The following is a 14,392-nucleotide window of genomic DNA, read 5'->3' as shown; positions in this document are numbered from 1 at the left end:
CCACAACGGCCAGGATAGTCTTTTTTTAAAGGTAGATAGATATGAAAACGTCCACATCACGCCGCTCAATAAAAATGGGTGACATGATAATGCGAGAAATCGCAACAATGCTTATTGAAGATGTCGCAGATCCGCGTCTTGAACTTGTTTCAATCAGCGGAGTCAGACTCAATAAAGACCTCAAATTTGCTGAAGTTCTTTTTACTCTTTCAGGAGACAAAGAACGAATTGCTTCTGCACAACAAGCACTGCAGAACGCTGCCGGTTATATGCGCAGCACACTCAGCAAGCGCATGAGAGTCAGACAGGTTCCACAGCTCACATTCATTCACGATAATTTCCTTGAGGAGATGGTATATGGAAAACCAATTCAAAGAGATCTGCCAGATTCTTAAGGGTGAAGACGATTTTCTTATTGCAGCACACTACCATCCCGATGGTGACGCACTAGGCTCTACTGCCGCACTCGGTTTCATCTTAAAATCTCTCGGAAAACGGTTTCGCATCTATAACCAGAGCGGCGTTCCCGAGTCTATGGAATGGCTCCAATTTCCAGCTCCCATGCTGACCGAAATCCCTAAAGGATTCGACGGCTGGTACATAATTCTGGATTGCGGCGATGCTCCGCGCATGGGTGAAACTCTCATGAATGCTATGGACCCTGAAAAATCCATAAACATTGATCATCACATGGGCAATACTGATTTTGCCACCATCAACTGGGTAGATACAACACGCCCTGCTGTCGGTGAAATGATCACGCTTATCGCACGTGAACTGAAAATTTCTCTTTCAGGCGCTATTGGTGAAGCACTATATTTATCAATCGCCACAGATACCGGTTTTTTCACTTACGGGAACACCAAACCTGAGACACTTGAAATAATCGCCGATATCATCAGACACGGCCTACAGTTAGACGAATTCGTTCCAAAAATTCGCAACCAGTGGACTATGAAACGGATCAAATTATGGACCCTTGCGCTGGACAAAGTTGAACTGTATCATAATGACCAGACAGCGATAATTTTCGTCACTCAAGAAATGCTGACTGACACAAATACCGGCGGCCCGGATTGTGAAGGTTTAGTCAATTTCATCCGCAGAATTCGTAATGTGCGTGTTGCAATTGTTGTCCGCGAAGACTCTCAGCACAGATTTAAGTTCAGCTTGCGTTCATCAGGTTCTGACAATGTTCAGATGATCGCGTCAATGTTTGGCGGCGGCGGACACAAAAACGCCAGCGGCGGCATGATTGAAAGCTCTGCTGCAAATGTTCGCTCCAGACTCACCACAGCTTTAGCTGAAAAGCTATATCATATATAAAGGATAATCCTGTGGGAAGAAAACCTCGCGTAAGCCCTCATCAGAAACATGGAGTCCTCGTCCTGAATAAACCTTCAGGCCCGACTTCAGCAGATTGCCTCAACTCGATCAAACGGGAATTGATGCAATATAAAATAGGTCATGCCGGCACACTGGACCCTCTTGCTGAGGGTGTTTTGCTGGTAATGCTCGGGCAGGCCACCAAGCTCGGCCCGTATTTGACTGAAAATGAAAAAATTTACTCCGGAAGCCTGATTATCGGTAGAACTACAGACACTTACGATATTCAAGGCCAAGAAACTTCGACCCATGACATTTCCGGCATTACGGAAAAAATGGTCGAAAATGAAATTTTAGCATGGAATGACTTGACTAGTCAGGAAGTTCCCGCATATTCGGCAGCTAAGCACAAGGGCAGACCGCTCTATGAGCTGGCTCGAAATGGCGAGGAAATTCCCGTCAAGATCAAGAGCATTAAAATTTTTGAAGCTAAACAGTTGGAAGTGAGTCTGCCAATGGCCCGTTTTCGAGTTGGGTGCTCTGCCGGCACCTACATTCGCTCCCTCGTCCACAGCTTGGGGATGCGGCTCGAATGCGGCGCAGTAATGGAATCACTTAAGCGTGAAGAAAGCCGACCTTTCAGGTTGGCGGATGCACATGATTTAGACGAGGTTCTTAACGATCCTGACGGTTTTGAGAGCCGTGTTATTCCTATTGCGGAAGCACTGCCTCACTGGCCTAAGTTCACTGTGGGTGAACAGATGGCAACCGAGATCATGAACGGAACAAGAATCCCGGTCGAAAATGTGCCCGGATCAGTCGGAATTGCTTTAATCGAAGGAGACAGGGCTATGTTTCTTGCCTCCGACGGCACTCCGCTATCTTTAGCGGAAGCCAAGATTATTGATAATCGTCTGCACTGGACTGTTCTTCGCGGCTTGTGGGGTTGATTCCCTGTGGGAATTTTACTTCCGGCACAAACAGAACATCGCGCACGGGCGCGTAGGAGGGTATCGCTGTGGTAATGACTGCTGTAGATAAGGCAAAAGTAATTGAGGACTATCAGACAACACCTGGAGACACCGGTTCCCCTGAAGTACAGGTAGCACTCCTTACTGCAAGGATTACGTATCTTACTGACCACTTCAAGACTCACAAAAAGGACTTTCATTCCCGCACAGGCCTCCTGAAAATGGTAGGACAGCGCAGAAACATCCTGAAATACCTGAAGTCTAAAGACATTCAGCGTTATCGTGATCTTATCGCAAGACTTGGTCTTCGCAAATAAGTTGTTTTTTGGGGGAGGTATTACCTCCCCCTTCTCATTTTTAAGCACGGACTCATGCATCCCACTATGGATTTTTAGTTGGCTAAGGCAAGCGTTCAGATTTCAACTCTGAAATCTTCCCTAAGCCGGCTAGAAAATTCGGGCTGCTTCGAAATCCGTTTGTACACAATGGTTTAAAACCAAACTCACAAGGAGTTTAAATGTTAGTACCACTCGATAAAATCGAAGTAACAGGTCAAGTCGGCGCACTTGATATCAAACTTGAAACAGGCCGCATGGCTAACCAGACCAACGGAACCGTATGGATTCAGTCCGGTGGAACCGTCGTTCTCGTAACAGCTGTCAACATGGCAACAAGTGAGCCTAGAGACTTTTTCCCGCTTACTTGTAACTATCTTGAAAGAACATACGCAGCCGGCCGCATTCCCGGTGGCTATTTCCGCCGTGAAGTTGGTCGCCCTTCTGACCGTGAAACTCTTGTTTCCCGTATGATGGACCGTCCTATCCGTCCTATGTTCCCTAAATCTTTCTGCGACGAAGTTCAGATTATCGCAACTGTACTTTCCGCTGACGAACACACCAACCCTGATGTTCTGGCTATGACTGGAGCTTCCGCAGCACTTCATATTTCAAATATGCCTTTTAACGGGCCTATCGCTGCTGCCAGAATCGGAATGGTCAATAACCAGTTCGTTCTCTACCCTACTTATAAAGGTATTGCTGAAGACAGCGATCTCAACCTTGTTTTTGCAGCGACACGCGACGCAGTAATCATGGTTGAAGGAAGCTCTCAGTTCCTTTCTGAAACTACAATTGCTGAAGCACTTGAATGGGGACACGAGCAAGTTGCTCCAATGTTCGACCTGCAGGACGCACTCAGAGAAAAAGTAGGCAAACCTAAAATTGAAGTAATTGAAACTGTCAAAGACGATGAAGTTATCACTTTAGTTTCTGACAACTTTGCTGCCGATCTCGACACAGCTCTTACTATTCCTGAAAAAATGGCACGTAGATCTGCCAAGTCAGAAATTAAAGGAAAGGCTGTTAAATTCATCGAAGAAAAATTCCCGGAAGAACCTAAAAGAGCTAAAGCTGTCGGCGACGCAATGGCTGCTCTTGAAAAGAAAATAGTTCGTAATCGCATTGTAGAAAAAGGAATCCGCATTGACGGACGTGACCTTACTACAGTCCGTAACCTTTCCATGGAAGTCGGCACACTGCCAATGACTCATGGTTCCGCCCTGTTCCGCAGAGGTGAAACATCAGCTCTTGCAGTTTGTACTCTTGGTAGCTCACGCGACGAACAGAGATTTGAAACCCTCATCGGTGACGATTCTAAACGTTTCATGCTCCATTACAACTTCCCTCCATATTGTGTTGGTGAAGCCAGATTCCTTCGTGCTCCTTCTCGCCGTGAAATCGGACATGGAACACTCGCAGAACGCGCTTTGACTCCTGTTCTGCCATCTGCTGAATCCTTCCCGTTCACCATGCGTGTAGTTTCAGAAGTTATGGACTCTAACGGATCCTCTTCAATGGCTTCCGTATGCGGCACAACTCTGTCTCTCATGGACGCAGGTGTTCCAATCACAGCTCCTGTTGCAGGTATTGCAATGGGTCTTTGTAAAGAAGGCGACGACTACTTCGTACTGACCGATATTCTCGGCGACGAAGATGCTCTCGGCGATATGGACTTTAAAGTTGCCGGTACTGAAGAAGGCATCACTGCCATCCAGATGGATATCAAAATCAGCGGTATTCCTGCTGATGTTCTTCGCAAAGCACTTTCTCAGGCCAAAGAAGCAAGAATGCTTATCCTTGATGACATGAAGAAAGTTATTGAAGCTCCAAGAGCTCAGCTTTCAAATCATGCTCCTCAGATGCAGGTTGTTAACATCAACCCAGAAAAGATCAGAGACCTCATCGGACCTGGCGGTAAAAATATCAAAGCGATCACTGCTGAAACTTCAGCTGATATTGATATTGAAGATTCCGGTAAAGTTTCCATCTTCGCTCCGACTCTTGATTCTCTCAAGAAAACTGTGGAAATGGTTCAGTACTACGACCAGACAGCAGAACTCGGTAAAAACTACGTTGGTACCGTTAAAAAGATCCTCGAAATCGGCGCAATCGTTGAGATTCTGCCCGGACTTGAAGGACTTCTGCACGTTTCACAGATTGACGTTGAACGCATCGAAAACGTAACTGACGTTATTCAACTCGGTCAGGAAGTAACTGTTAAGGTTGTTGAAGTTCAGCCTAACGGACGTATCAGACTTTCCCGTAAAGCTTGGCTCATGGAGCAGGCTGGACAGGAAGTTGATCTTGATAGATTCAAAATGCCTAGCGGTGGCCGTCGCGACAGCCGTCCACGCAGATAAGCTACTTAAGATCTAAGCCTTAAATTGAAAGATAAAGGCCGCTGAACTGTAATAGTTCGGCGGCCTTTTTATTTAGCTGTCAATGTCATTGAAACTATTTATCTTTTATTTCCTGCTTGCCCTGCTCATACCCTTCCTTAAAATCGTCAGGGGATTCCTTCACACTTTCTGTAGCCTTTCCAGTCTGCTTGCCCATCCATGTGCAAGCAGGAATTACCGAAAAAAGAAACATCGCCAACATAATTGAACAAATTAACTTACTCATAAACATCTCCTTTTAAATCTCCGCTAAAAAGAATGAGCACTTAAAAAATATTATTTCATAATTACATATTTTTTGTTTTCTTAAAATATTTTTTTCAAAACTCTTCATAAACAAAAATTCCAAGCAGTAAGCCTCTATCATCGGCTTACAACTTGGAATTTTAATAATTTGAAAAGTAAATTAATTAGTAGCTAGTTAAATCAAGATCTCTCATCAAAAACACGTTTTGTTTTTGCGAAACTTCGGGGTAGAAGTCCGGGCTTCAAAATTTCAACATTTGCCCTGACCAAAATAAATTTACGGATTCTATCACAAATAGCTTTGGCTAGATTTGCATCATTTTCTGCGGAGATACCCGGTTTACGCTCAACCCTGACAGACATGTGATCAAGTCCTTCGCGTCTTTCGAGAAAAATCTGATACTCCGAACTGGCTTCCGAGAAAAACTCAAGAACAGAACCAATCTGCCCCGGATAAATATTTACACCACGGAAGATAAACATATCATCGCTTCGACCTGAAATATGGTCATGACGCGGCATAGAACACCCGCATGAGCACTTTCCGGGAATAATCCGGGTTAGGTCATGAGTCCGGTAACGCACAAGCGGAGAAGCCTCTTTATTGAGTGTAGTAACAACCAATTCCCCTGTTTCACCATCTGCGACAGGTTCAAGAGTAACGGGATCAATAATTTCAACAATATATTCATCACCCCAGTAATGAATTCCGTCATGAGCCTGACATTCAATACCCGCTCCCGGCCCATAAAGCTCGGTCATACCGGAAATATCGTGACTTGATTCAAGCCCGAGCGACTCTTCAAACTGTTTACGCATTTTAGGAGTATGAGCTTCTCCTCCGAAAATACAACGTTTGAGTTTTAGCTTATCAGTTAAACCCGCCTTGTGAGCCTCTTCGCCCAGCAGCAGCGCCATAGAGGCGGTCGAGCAAAGACATGTAGCCTCAAGATCAACCAGAATTTGAAGTTGAATTTCCAGCATTCCCGGCCCGACAGGCAGAGTCATTGCGCCGAAATGTTCAGAACCAAGTTGAAATCCGGCCCCGGCAGTCCAGAGACCATACCCCACACAGATCTGCACCCGATCAAGAGTTGTCAGCCCGGCAAGCTCGTAACAGCGGGCAAACATATTTTTCCATGTATCAAGATCTTTCTGAGTGTACGATAAAATTTTCCGTTTTCCGGTTGTTCCGCTTGAACCGTGGATTCTTACGACTTGTTCCTCAGGGACAGACAAAAGCGGCAACGGGTAGCCGTCTTTCAAATCATCTGCGGAGGTAAAAGGAAGTTTTCTAATATCATCCAGAGTTTTTATATCACCGGGTTCAATAGATTTTTCTTTATATTGCGAAGCATAAAACGGACAGTTCTCAGCAGTATGAGAAACCGTCCACTTGAGTCCTTCAAGCTGCTTCTTCGCTAATTCCTCAGGTTCAAGCTCTGGAATAAATCTATATTTACCGCTCATTGGGGTCTCCTTGAAAACTTGTTCAATCCCGATAACTGTCGTAATCATATCTGAGTGACTTTGTTAAACTAATTTTTTTTGCAAGAAAACCATAAATCTTCGAGTAAGACCTGATCATCATGCCATTATCCACAATAAATTTTATGAATGTATCTCCCGCCGCGATTACAGCAGCAGGCCTAATCGGCGCAGTGCTCGGCAGTTTTTATGCATGTGCAGTATACCGCTACATTGCAGGACAAACCCTTACAAATCCGCCACGCTCAATGTGCCCTGAGTGCGGACATAAAATCAAGTGGTATGAAAATATTCCGCTACTGAGCTTTTTTATACTGAGAGGAAAATGCTCAAACTGCCATAAATCAATCAGCCCAATGTATCCGGTAATAGAATCCGTTTCTATATTATGGGCAATTTTACTGATGTTTATGTACGGCCCTTCAACTTTATGGATTATGTACATGTTTTTCGGCGGCCTTATGATTGTGGCATCTTTTATCGACCTGAAAACTTTTATCCTCCCGGATATCATCACCATCCCCGGTTCAATAGCAGCCATTCCCTGCGCGGCTATGTTCACAAATGTAGGATGGGAAGGCGCTCTGCTCGGAGCAGTTCTCGGCGGAGGAATGTTCTGGTCGCTGAGGCTTCTTTATCGCGGACTCAAAGGAGTTGAAGGATTGGGACTCGGTGATGTAAAGATTATGTGCATGATAGGAGCATTAGCCGGACCGCAAAACCTCCCGCTTGTAATTACGATTGCCGCTTTTACGGGGCTATGCGCGGGACTTATTATGATGCTGGTAAAAAAGAGAGAGTACGGAAGCATGATCCCCTTCGGGCCTTTTCTGGCTCTGGGATCAATGCTCAGCATTCTTTACGCAGAACCATTCTGGCTATGGTATTTGCTCGGCTAAACACAAACGAAAAGGGGAAGTCTTCGCAGACCTCCCCTTTTGGATCGGATAAAAATTAATTAAACTCCGAATGGACCGAACTTTTTAACATATTCCTGAAGTTCTTCCCAAAGGTGTTCAGAAAATTTGTCATACTTTTCAGCAGCGGTGTCGTAGCTTTCAAGCTTTTTAACAACATTCGCAGCTTTATCATAAACAGTTTTAAATTCAGCTTCATCCATGCCTGTCATTTTCATGGCTTCTTCTTTGGAAAGATTGCCGGTATGGACAAAGACTCCGGACAGCACGCCCATCATCTTTTTTACGTTCTTCTGAGCCATCTCGCACTCCTTAAAAATAATGTTAATAAACCCCTTGTTAGCTATATCGAATTAACACCATTTTATCCGTTATTGCAAGTAATTCAGCCTACAACCTTGATTAAATTGCCTGCTAAATTTCCCCCCGACGGCCCCTGCGGCACAACCGTTGCCTTTTTTACGCAGCAAACGTATTATCATTTTTTATAACTTATTAAATAAATACAGACATGAGCAAAATAAACAACAGCATCTGGATTAACGCAGGGGAAGCTTCCGGTGATATGCACGGTGCATTGCTTGCTTCCAAACTTATAAATAAAGACCCCGACCTGAAAATTTTAGGTATGGGCGGATCAGCAATGGAAAAAGCGGGGTGTGACATCCGCTACCCTATGCAGTTGATTTCCCTCGTAGGTTTTACCGAAGTATTTCCAAAACTGCCCCGCCTGTTAAAATTATTCGGACAAATCAAGGACATTCTGAAAGCGGAACGCCCCAAGGCTGTCATATTAATTGACTGCCCAGACTTTAATTTCAGGGTCGCCAAAATTGCCCATGAACTCGGAATTCCGGTATATTACTACATTACGCCGCAAATCTGGGCATGGCGACAGGGTAGAGCTAAATTCCTGCAAAAATATGTGCGCAAAATTTTATGTATTCTGCCCTTCGAACAGAAATTTTTTAAAGATCGCGGAGTAGACGCTCAGTACGTAGGACACCCTCTGCTGGACTTGATTCCACTCGCAGAACTTGATGCAATAGATCCTGACCCGAATCTCGTGGGAATTCTTCCGGGCAGTAGAAGCAAAGAAATATCTTCACTATTACCGGAATTTGCTAAAACAGCCGAAATGCTGCTTGCAGACTTTCCTTATCTGAAATTTTCAATAGCCCGTGCTCCGGGAGTGACAGAGAAAAAATTACGCAGTTTCTGGCCCTCCAATATTCCCGTCACCATTAATCAACCCGAAAACCGCTATAGGTTAATGCGCAACTCAAATGTCATCATGGCCGCGTCCGGCACTGCAACACTTGAATGCGCCCTTATTGGCACGCCAACACTGGTCGCATACAAAATGTCCGCATTCTCAGCGTTCCTAGCCCGCAAGATTATATCCGTGAAATATGTAAGTCTTGCCAATTTAATCCCCGACAAACCCATTCTTCCTGAATGCCTGCTTGAAAAAGCCTCAGCTAAGTTTTTTTATCCCCATATGCATGAGTGGATTAAAAATCCTGCCTCAGCCGCTGCGGTCAGAAATGAGCTAAAAGATCTTCGTAAAATGATCGGAGAACCGGGAGTTGCGGATAGAGTGGCTGAAATAATTCATAATGATCTGAATTCTCTCTAAAAAATCAGTATTCACAAGACACAAAAAAGCCCGACGTTTCATAAACTGAAGCGTCGGGCAAATAATACCAATCTGTAATTTTCTACCAACCGTCATCTTCCTCGTCCCAATCGTCTTCATCGAAAACCTGACCTGAAATGATTGTACGCAAATACACATACAATTTTCGTCTGTTGCCTTCATAAACAGATAAGAATCTTCGCAACTTTTTTCCTACGGCAAGACTTCAGGAGTCGAGATATCCGAACAATTTAGTTTAGTTTGTATATCTTCCTAAAACTCTTTTTACGATTAATTACATCTATACATTCCAACAACAAGATCGTATTATTCGTGTTAATCGTAGCTTTACAAACATCATATTACGCCAATGATAGCTATCAACTGGAGAAGAAATATATGCCTAGACACTCAGCACTCATTAAAAAACTAATATCTTACACAATTACAGTGCTCGCCGTATCTCTGACTCTTAGCTCCACAACTTTTGCCGAAACGAATCAAAATCTTGAATTATTAAGAAACCGGATTCACAGTTTTCAAGCATTTGAAGCCGAAGAACTGGCAACCTACTCACAAATTGAATTGCTATTGATGCTAACACAGAAAAAATATGCAGAATCACTGCAACATTTTCAATATATTCTTATATCTGAAAGAGCTTCAACAAGTTCACCGATAGATCGCAAACAAGTTAAAAATGATCTTTATCAACTACGCGAAAAAATTAAAACTACACTTAGTAAGCTTCAAGAGGCTCAAGAAGAATGCGTCTCCAGAATTGATGTTATTAATTCTTTCGATAACCTTTCCATACCTTCAGGAACTCCCGACTCGCTTAAAATTATTTATCGAAATAATATAAACTCTATTTCACAGTTACGATTTAAATCTAAAAAACAACTCTCAAAAATTGGCTCATTGTTAACAGAGGGAAACCGTGTACTTAAACGTCTGGACAAGCTTGAACAGGGGGAAAAACATAACCTGCTGCAGTTATGGAGTTCCTATTTATTAGTAGGTAAAAACCCAGTATTCAGCCCTGTTTTTTGGAGCACATCCTTCCAGAATAACAATTGGTTGATTATCAAAAATTCTGAATTCCAGAGTGCTCTTGATAGTTATGATGAAAAAGCTCTAAGGCATTTATCTCTCTTTGCAATTTTAATTTTAGCAGGGTTGGCGCTGAGAAGTTTTGTAGAAAGACAAGTAAACTGGCAAGAAGTACTGGGAGATAACCAGTTTAAAATCAAATCACTGTTTATCGCTTCTCTTGTCGGCTTTGCCTTATATGTAGCGACAAGAATAACGTTCCCTTCCACAATGGAATCCTTGGAAATACTTGCTTTCGGCCTTTTTTTCATATCGGTATTGAAAATTTCTAAATACATATGCACAGACAATTTTATACTTACCAGCGGACGCTCAAGAACCGCTGTCCTGTTTACACTCAGTTCTTTTCTGCTGGCTCTTCATGTACCCAGTAAATGGGTCACTTTGTTTTTTTTGGGATTCCTCGTCTTCTCATGGTTTCTAAATTCTGCATCGGCATGGAAAAAAAGACGCTTTCAAGGGCTACTCGATTCAACTAAGAAAAGCAGTTTTCTTAGCCCGTTATTAGTTATTTCTTTTTTCGGATTTGGCAGACTGGCATGCTTTCTGGCTATCCTCTGGAGTCTGGGCATATTTATTCGCTCTTTCGGAATGCTCTGGGGGCAAATTCTGTTTTTGAGCACTGAAAAAAATGTGAAGCTATTTAAAGGGCTGGTTCGTAGCTTGGCGGTCCCCTTAGGATGGGCAATTGCATTCAGCCTCGCATACTTCTGGCTGGTCGGCTTTTTCGGACAAAGCACTGTGTTGGATGTTTTAGCTATGAACACAGGCTGGGAGGGTTATTCAGTCTCCATTGGCAATATTGTGTCTGTATTTGTTCTTTTCTTCATGACCAAACACAGCGTTTCAGCCTTCAAGGTTTCCATCGAGCTTGTCGGGCGAAAATGGCCCAGAGGCAAACGAGGCGCAGTTCCTTCAATGCAAACTTTGTTTTCATATGGAATCTGGACGCTGTTTGCGCTTTTGGCTATGCGCATTCTTGGCTTAAACCTTACAAGCATAGCCGTCATCGCCGGGGGACTCAGTGTCGGTATAGGTTTCGGACTTCAAAATATTGTAAACAACTTTATCAGCGGCCTTATTTTACTATTCGGCAGATCCATCCAGCAAGGCGATGTCATTGAATTAAACAGTCTCTGGTGCACAGTTAAAAATATCAACATACGTACTACTCTGGTAGAAACATTTGAAAATGCGGTAATCATGATTCCCAATTCCGACCTTGTTACTAATCAGGTTACCAACTGGACTAAAAACAATTCAATACTTCGCCGCGATATATTGGTCGGCGTCGCCTACGGCTCGGATACAGACAGAGTAAGAAGAACATTGCTCGAAGTTGCGAATGAAAATCCCCATGTTCTTAGTAAGCCTGAACCGTATGTTCACTTTAATGATTTCGGATCAAGCAGCCTCGACTTTATACTGCGTGTATGGATAGATGACATTGATAACACTATCAAAACAATCTCCGAACTTCGCTTTGCCATAGACAGATATTTCAGACGCGACAGCATTGAAATTGCGTTCCCGCAAATGGATCTTCACCTTAAGAGCAGTCAGGCTCTTGCTGATGTGCTGGGTAAAAACAAAGATGCCGGCGGCAGTCTTTCTTAATTCATTCTTTATACGAAGAGAGACGTCCAGAGCATATACTTTAACGAATACGTCATGCTATGCTTCGCTAGTTTTTATCGTGTCATGAAGTTTTGAAAAAGCTCAGGGAGAAAGATAATGCCTTTGCGAGTAATAGAGATAGTTACCCCCCGCGAGGACAAAGACGAGGTTGTCAAATCCCTTGAAGAACATCGTCCCGATGAAGGATATGTTTTCTGGGCATCTCCTTTAGACGATGAAACGGCTCTGACATTTAGAGTCGTACTTGATGTCCAAGAGTCAGAAAATGTTCTGGATAAGCTTGAAAATCTTTTTTCATGGAGTGAGAAATATCGTATTATTGTTTTTTCTGCCGAAGCAACAATCCCTAGATTGAAAGTACCGGTCAAAGAAGAAATACCCGTCAATCCAAACGGAGAAAACGCCGAAAACGATGCAGCTAAACGAAAGAACAGAATAAGCCGCGAAGAATTGTATTCAGACGTTTTAGATACCTCCGTGATGTCGAAAAGCTACGTGATGCTTGTTCTTTTCTCATCACTGGTAGCGGTTATCGGACTTATGCGAGACAACGTGGCTGTAATTATAGGCGCGATGGTCCTAGCTCCTCTTCTAGGGCCGAATGTAGGCTTATCGTTAGCTACAACTCTTGGTGACGGCAAACTGGCACTGGAGTCATCCAAAACACTTATTATTGGTATTACTCTTGCTTTTTTTATATCCCTTTGCGCAGGTTTTTCTCTTGGACTGCCGGAAATATCCTCTGAACTGATGTTAAGAAGCACCACCAGCTTTTCAGATATAATTTTGGCTATTGTTTCCGGAGCAGCCGGAATAATATCCTTTACACTGGGCGTTCCTACCTCCCTCGTCGGCGTGATGGTTGCTTTGTCGCTTCTTCCTCCTCTCAGCGCCTGTGGCATCTTTTTAGGTGCAGGACAAACGACACTCGCTGCAGGCGCCGGCCTTCTTTTTATCGCAAACATAATATGCCTGAATTTAGCAGGAGTAGTGACATTCTTACTCCAAGGAATTCAACCCTTGACTTGGTGGGAACGTGAACGGGCCAAAGTTACAGCAATTCGTATGGCCCTTCTGTGGGGCCTTATGCTGGCAATCCTTGTATTGCTTCTATATTTCCGAATCATCCAATAACTTTGAATTATCAAACTCAAAACGAATCAAAATTCAAAAAAACAGGTAAGAATCCATGGCAAGATTTCTTAAAAATTTCGACCAAAAAGCAGGAAAATCTCCCGGTTCACTTATTTTCATCGGACAGCAAAGAATGGATGAACCCCGTTTACGAATCATTGATTATGATTCACAAACGTTGCGAAAAGAGTTCATTAAAACAATCGATGAAGTAGGCCCGATTAAAGAAACAAACACAACCAGCTGGTTCAACATTGACGGCCTGCATGATTCCGAATTGGTCAAAAGGGTCGGAGAGAAGTTTGATCTCCCATCACTAATGCTTGAAGACATTCAAGACACCGGACAGCGCCCAAAAATTGAAGAATATCAAGATCATCTTTTCATTACTATGAAGATGCTTTTTTTAAACGAGGATCAAACTGAAGTCTGGTCTGAACAATTAAGCGCAATTCTTACCCCCAATTATCTGATCACTTTCCAAGAAAGGCCCGGCGATGTCTTTGAACCAGTTAGGAACAGAATTACCAAACCAAGTGGGAAAATAAGAACTCGCGGAACAGATTATTTATTATATGCTCTTTTAGACTGCGTTTTGGAAAACTATCTGAAAGTCATTGAAAAGATGGGTGAAAGAATTGAAGACATGGAAGAAGAAGTACTGGAGAATCCCGTGCCGGAACTTTTAGAAGAAATAAACTTATACCGGCGCGAAATTGCATACGTACGCAAAGCTGTTCGCCCGGTCAGAGAAATTATATCCAAACTTAAAAATCTAGATTCAGAAATTATTAATCCTGAAACAATGCCCTACCTGCGAGACCTCTCCAGCCTTGAAGAACAGGCTGTAGACTCTGCTGAAATATATAAAGAAATGCTCGCAGACCTATTCAGTACATATAACATGGCTATTGGTAGCAAGTTGAACGAAATCATGAAATTTCTGACTATTTTTGCGACAATTTTTATTCCACTTACTTTTCTTGCCGGAATATACGGCATGAATTTCGAGTCGATGCCTGAACTTCATTATAAATATGGTTACCATGTTCTATTAGGAGTGATGGCTGTCGTTGTAGTCGGAATGTTATTCTATTTTAAAAAAAGAAAATGGATTTAAACAACCTCCCCTCTCCACACATTCCAATCCCTCAAAGCCATCAACTAAATCAATTTCAGATAG

Annotated in this window: 14 protein-coding genes; 10 read left to right on the top strand and 4 right to left on the bottom strand. The window is 43.1% G+C overall.

Annotated elements, in window-relative coordinates; all coding sequences use genetic code 11:
* The first annotated feature begins 41 nt into the window (after positions 1 to 41).
* The 5 genes from rbfA (at position 42) to pnp (ending at position 4,995) form a co-directional block, all read left to right on the top strand.
* Positions 42 to 395 (top strand): 30S ribosome-binding factor RbfA, encoded by a 354-nt coding sequence (gene rbfA, locus BLT41_RS13640; RefSeq protein WP_092162108.1) that lies wholly within the window; start codon positions 42 to 44, stop codon positions 393 to 395.
* Complete coding sequence (locus BLT41_RS13635) at positions 358 to 1,326, top strand: DHH family phosphoesterase (protein WP_092162106.1); 969 nt, start codon at positions 358 to 360, stop codon at positions 1,324 to 1,326. The genes rbfA and BLT41_RS13635 overlap by 38 nt, the downstream gene beginning before the upstream one ends.
* Before the next feature lie 11 nt (positions 1,327 to 1,337).
* Positions 1,338 to 2,276 carry a tRNA pseudouridine(55) synthase TruB gene (gene truB, locus BLT41_RS13630; protein ID WP_092162104.1) on the top strand — a complete coding sequence of 313 codons (939 nt, stop codon included), beginning with the start codon at positions 1,338 to 1,340 and terminating at the stop codon, positions 2,274 to 2,276.
* A 68-nt stretch (positions 2,277 to 2,344) separates the two neighbouring features.
* Complete coding sequence (rpsO, locus tag BLT41_RS13625; RefSeq protein ID WP_092162102.1) at positions 2,345 to 2,614, top strand: 30S ribosomal protein S15; 270 nt, start codon at positions 2,345 to 2,347, stop codon at positions 2,612 to 2,614.
* A gap of 200 nt (positions 2,615 to 2,814) precedes the next feature.
* Complete coding sequence (gene pnp / locus BLT41_RS13620; protein ID WP_092162100.1) at positions 2,815 to 4,995, top strand: polyribonucleotide nucleotidyltransferase; 2,181 nt, start codon at positions 2,815 to 2,817, stop codon at positions 4,993 to 4,995.
* A 94-nt stretch (positions 4,996 to 5,089) separates the two neighbouring features.
* Here the strand turns inward: pnp and BLT41_RS17500 are convergent, their stop codons facing one another.
* Both BLT41_RS17500 and BLT41_RS13615 read right to left on the bottom strand, forming a co-directional pair.
* Positions 5,090 to 5,260 carry a hypothetical protein gene (locus tag BLT41_RS17500; RefSeq protein ID WP_170830378.1) on the bottom strand — a complete coding sequence of 57 codons (171 nt, stop codon included), beginning with the start codon at positions 5,258 to 5,260 and terminating at the stop codon, positions 5,090 to 5,092.
* A 200-nt stretch (positions 5,261 to 5,460) separates the two neighbouring features.
* Entirely contained in the window at positions 5,461 to 6,750 is a 1,290-nt protein-coding gene (locus BLT41_RS13615; protein ID WP_092162098.1) for a phenylacetate--CoA ligase family protein, read from the bottom strand.
* Positions 6,751 to 6,869: 119 nt separating this feature from the next.
* Between BLT41_RS13615 and BLT41_RS13610 the strand changes: the two genes are divergently transcribed.
* On the top strand, positions 6,870 to 7,667 hold the full coding sequence (locus BLT41_RS13610; protein ID WP_092162097.1) for a prepilin peptidase: 798 nt from the start codon (positions 6,870 to 6,872) through the stop codon (positions 7,665 to 7,667).
* A 59-nt stretch (positions 7,668 to 7,726) separates the two neighbouring features.
* Here BLT41_RS13610 and BLT41_RS13605 read toward each other — a convergent pair whose 3' ends face one another.
* Positions 7,727 to 7,987 (bottom strand): hypothetical protein, encoded by a 261-nt coding sequence (locus BLT41_RS13605; RefSeq protein WP_092162096.1) that lies wholly within the window; start codon positions 7,985 to 7,987, stop codon positions 7,727 to 7,729.
* Positions 7,988 to 8,196: 209 nt separating this feature from the next.
* Between BLT41_RS13605 and lpxB the strand changes: the two genes are divergently transcribed.
* Positions 8,197 to 9,324, top strand: a complete 1,128-nt coding sequence (lpxB, locus tag BLT41_RS13600; protein WP_092162095.1) for a lipid-A-disaccharide synthase — start codon at positions 8,197 to 8,199, stop codon at positions 9,322 to 9,324.
* An 82-nt stretch (positions 9,325 to 9,406) separates the two neighbouring features.
* Here the strand turns inward: lpxB and BLT41_RS17760 are convergent, their stop codons facing one another.
* On the bottom strand, positions 9,407 to 9,529 hold the full coding sequence (locus tag BLT41_RS17760; RefSeq protein WP_280141311.1) for a hypothetical protein: 123 nt from the start codon (positions 9,527 to 9,529) through the stop codon (positions 9,407 to 9,409).
* Positions 9,530 to 9,723: 194 nt separating this feature from the next.
* Here BLT41_RS17760 and BLT41_RS13595 point away from each other — a divergent pair, with 194 nt between their 5' ends.
* From BLT41_RS13595 to corA, 3 genes are all read left to right on the top strand, one after another.
* Positions 9,724 to 12,054, top strand: coding sequence for a mechanosensitive ion channel domain-containing protein (locus tag BLT41_RS13595; RefSeq protein ID WP_092162094.1), 2,331 nt, complete (start codon positions 9,724 to 9,726; stop codon positions 12,052 to 12,054).
* 117 nt (positions 12,055 to 12,171) lie between these two features.
* Positions 12,172 to 13,209, top strand: a complete 1,038-nt coding sequence (locus BLT41_RS13590; protein ID WP_092162093.1) for a TIGR00341 family protein — start codon at positions 12,172 to 12,174, stop codon at positions 13,207 to 13,209.
* Positions 13,210 to 13,264: 55 nt separating this feature from the next.
* Positions 13,265 to 14,329 (top strand): magnesium/cobalt transporter CorA, encoded by a 1,065-nt coding sequence (gene corA / locus BLT41_RS13585; RefSeq protein WP_092162091.1) that lies wholly within the window; start codon positions 13,265 to 13,267, stop codon positions 14,327 to 14,329.
* The last annotated feature ends 63 nt before the right edge of the window (positions 14,330 to 14,392 follow it).

It is taken from the genome of Maridesulfovibrio ferrireducens (assembly GCF_900101105.1).
In the GTDB taxonomy this organism is placed as follows: Bacteria; Desulfobacterota; Desulfovibrionia; order Desulfovibrionales; family Desulfovibrionaceae; genus Maridesulfovibrio; species Maridesulfovibrio ferrireducens.
Note: the sequence above shows the minus strand (reverse complement) of the source record. Positions and strands in the feature narration are given on the sequence as shown.

Excerpts from the sequence above, each read along its gene's own strand:
- rbfA (WP_092162108.1), top strand. The coding sequence starts at position 42 with ATGAAAACGTCCACATCACGCCGCTCAATAAAAATGGGTGACATGATA.
- BLT41_RS13635 (WP_092162106.1), top strand. The coding sequence starts at position 358 with ATGGAAAACCAATTCAAAGAGATCTGCCAGATTCTTAAGGGTGAAGAC.
- pnp (WP_092162100.1), top strand. The coding sequence starts at position 2,815 with ATGTTAGTACCACTCGATAAAATCGAAGTAACAGGTCAAGTCGGCGCA.
- BLT41_RS17500 (WP_170830378.1), bottom strand. The coding sequence starts at position 5,260 with ATGAGTAAGTTAATTTGTTCAATTATGTTGGCGATGTTTCTTTTTTCG.
- BLT41_RS13615 (WP_092162098.1), bottom strand. The coding sequence starts at position 6,750 with ATGAGCGGTAAATATAGATTTATTCCAGAGCTTGAACCTGAGGAATTA.
- BLT41_RS13610 (WP_092162097.1), top strand. The coding sequence starts at position 6,870 with ATGCCATTATCCACAATAAATTTTATGAATGTATCTCCCGCCGCGATT.
- BLT41_RS13605 (WP_092162096.1), bottom strand. The coding sequence starts at position 7,987 with ATGGCTCAGAAGAACGTAAAAAAGATGATGGGCGTGCTGTCCGGAGTC.
- lpxB (WP_092162095.1), top strand. The coding sequence starts at position 8,197 with ATGAGCAAAATAAACAACAGCATCTGGATTAACGCAGGGGAAGCTTCC.
- BLT41_RS13595 (WP_092162094.1), top strand. The coding sequence starts at position 9,724 with ATGCCTAGACACTCAGCACTCATTAAAAAACTAATATCTTACACAATT.
- BLT41_RS13590 (WP_092162093.1), top strand. The coding sequence starts at position 12,172 with ATGCCTTTGCGAGTAATAGAGATAGTTACCCCCCGCGAGGACAAAGAC.
- corA (WP_092162091.1), top strand. The coding sequence starts at position 13,265 with ATGGCAAGATTTCTTAAAAATTTCGACCAAAAAGCAGGAAAATCTCCC.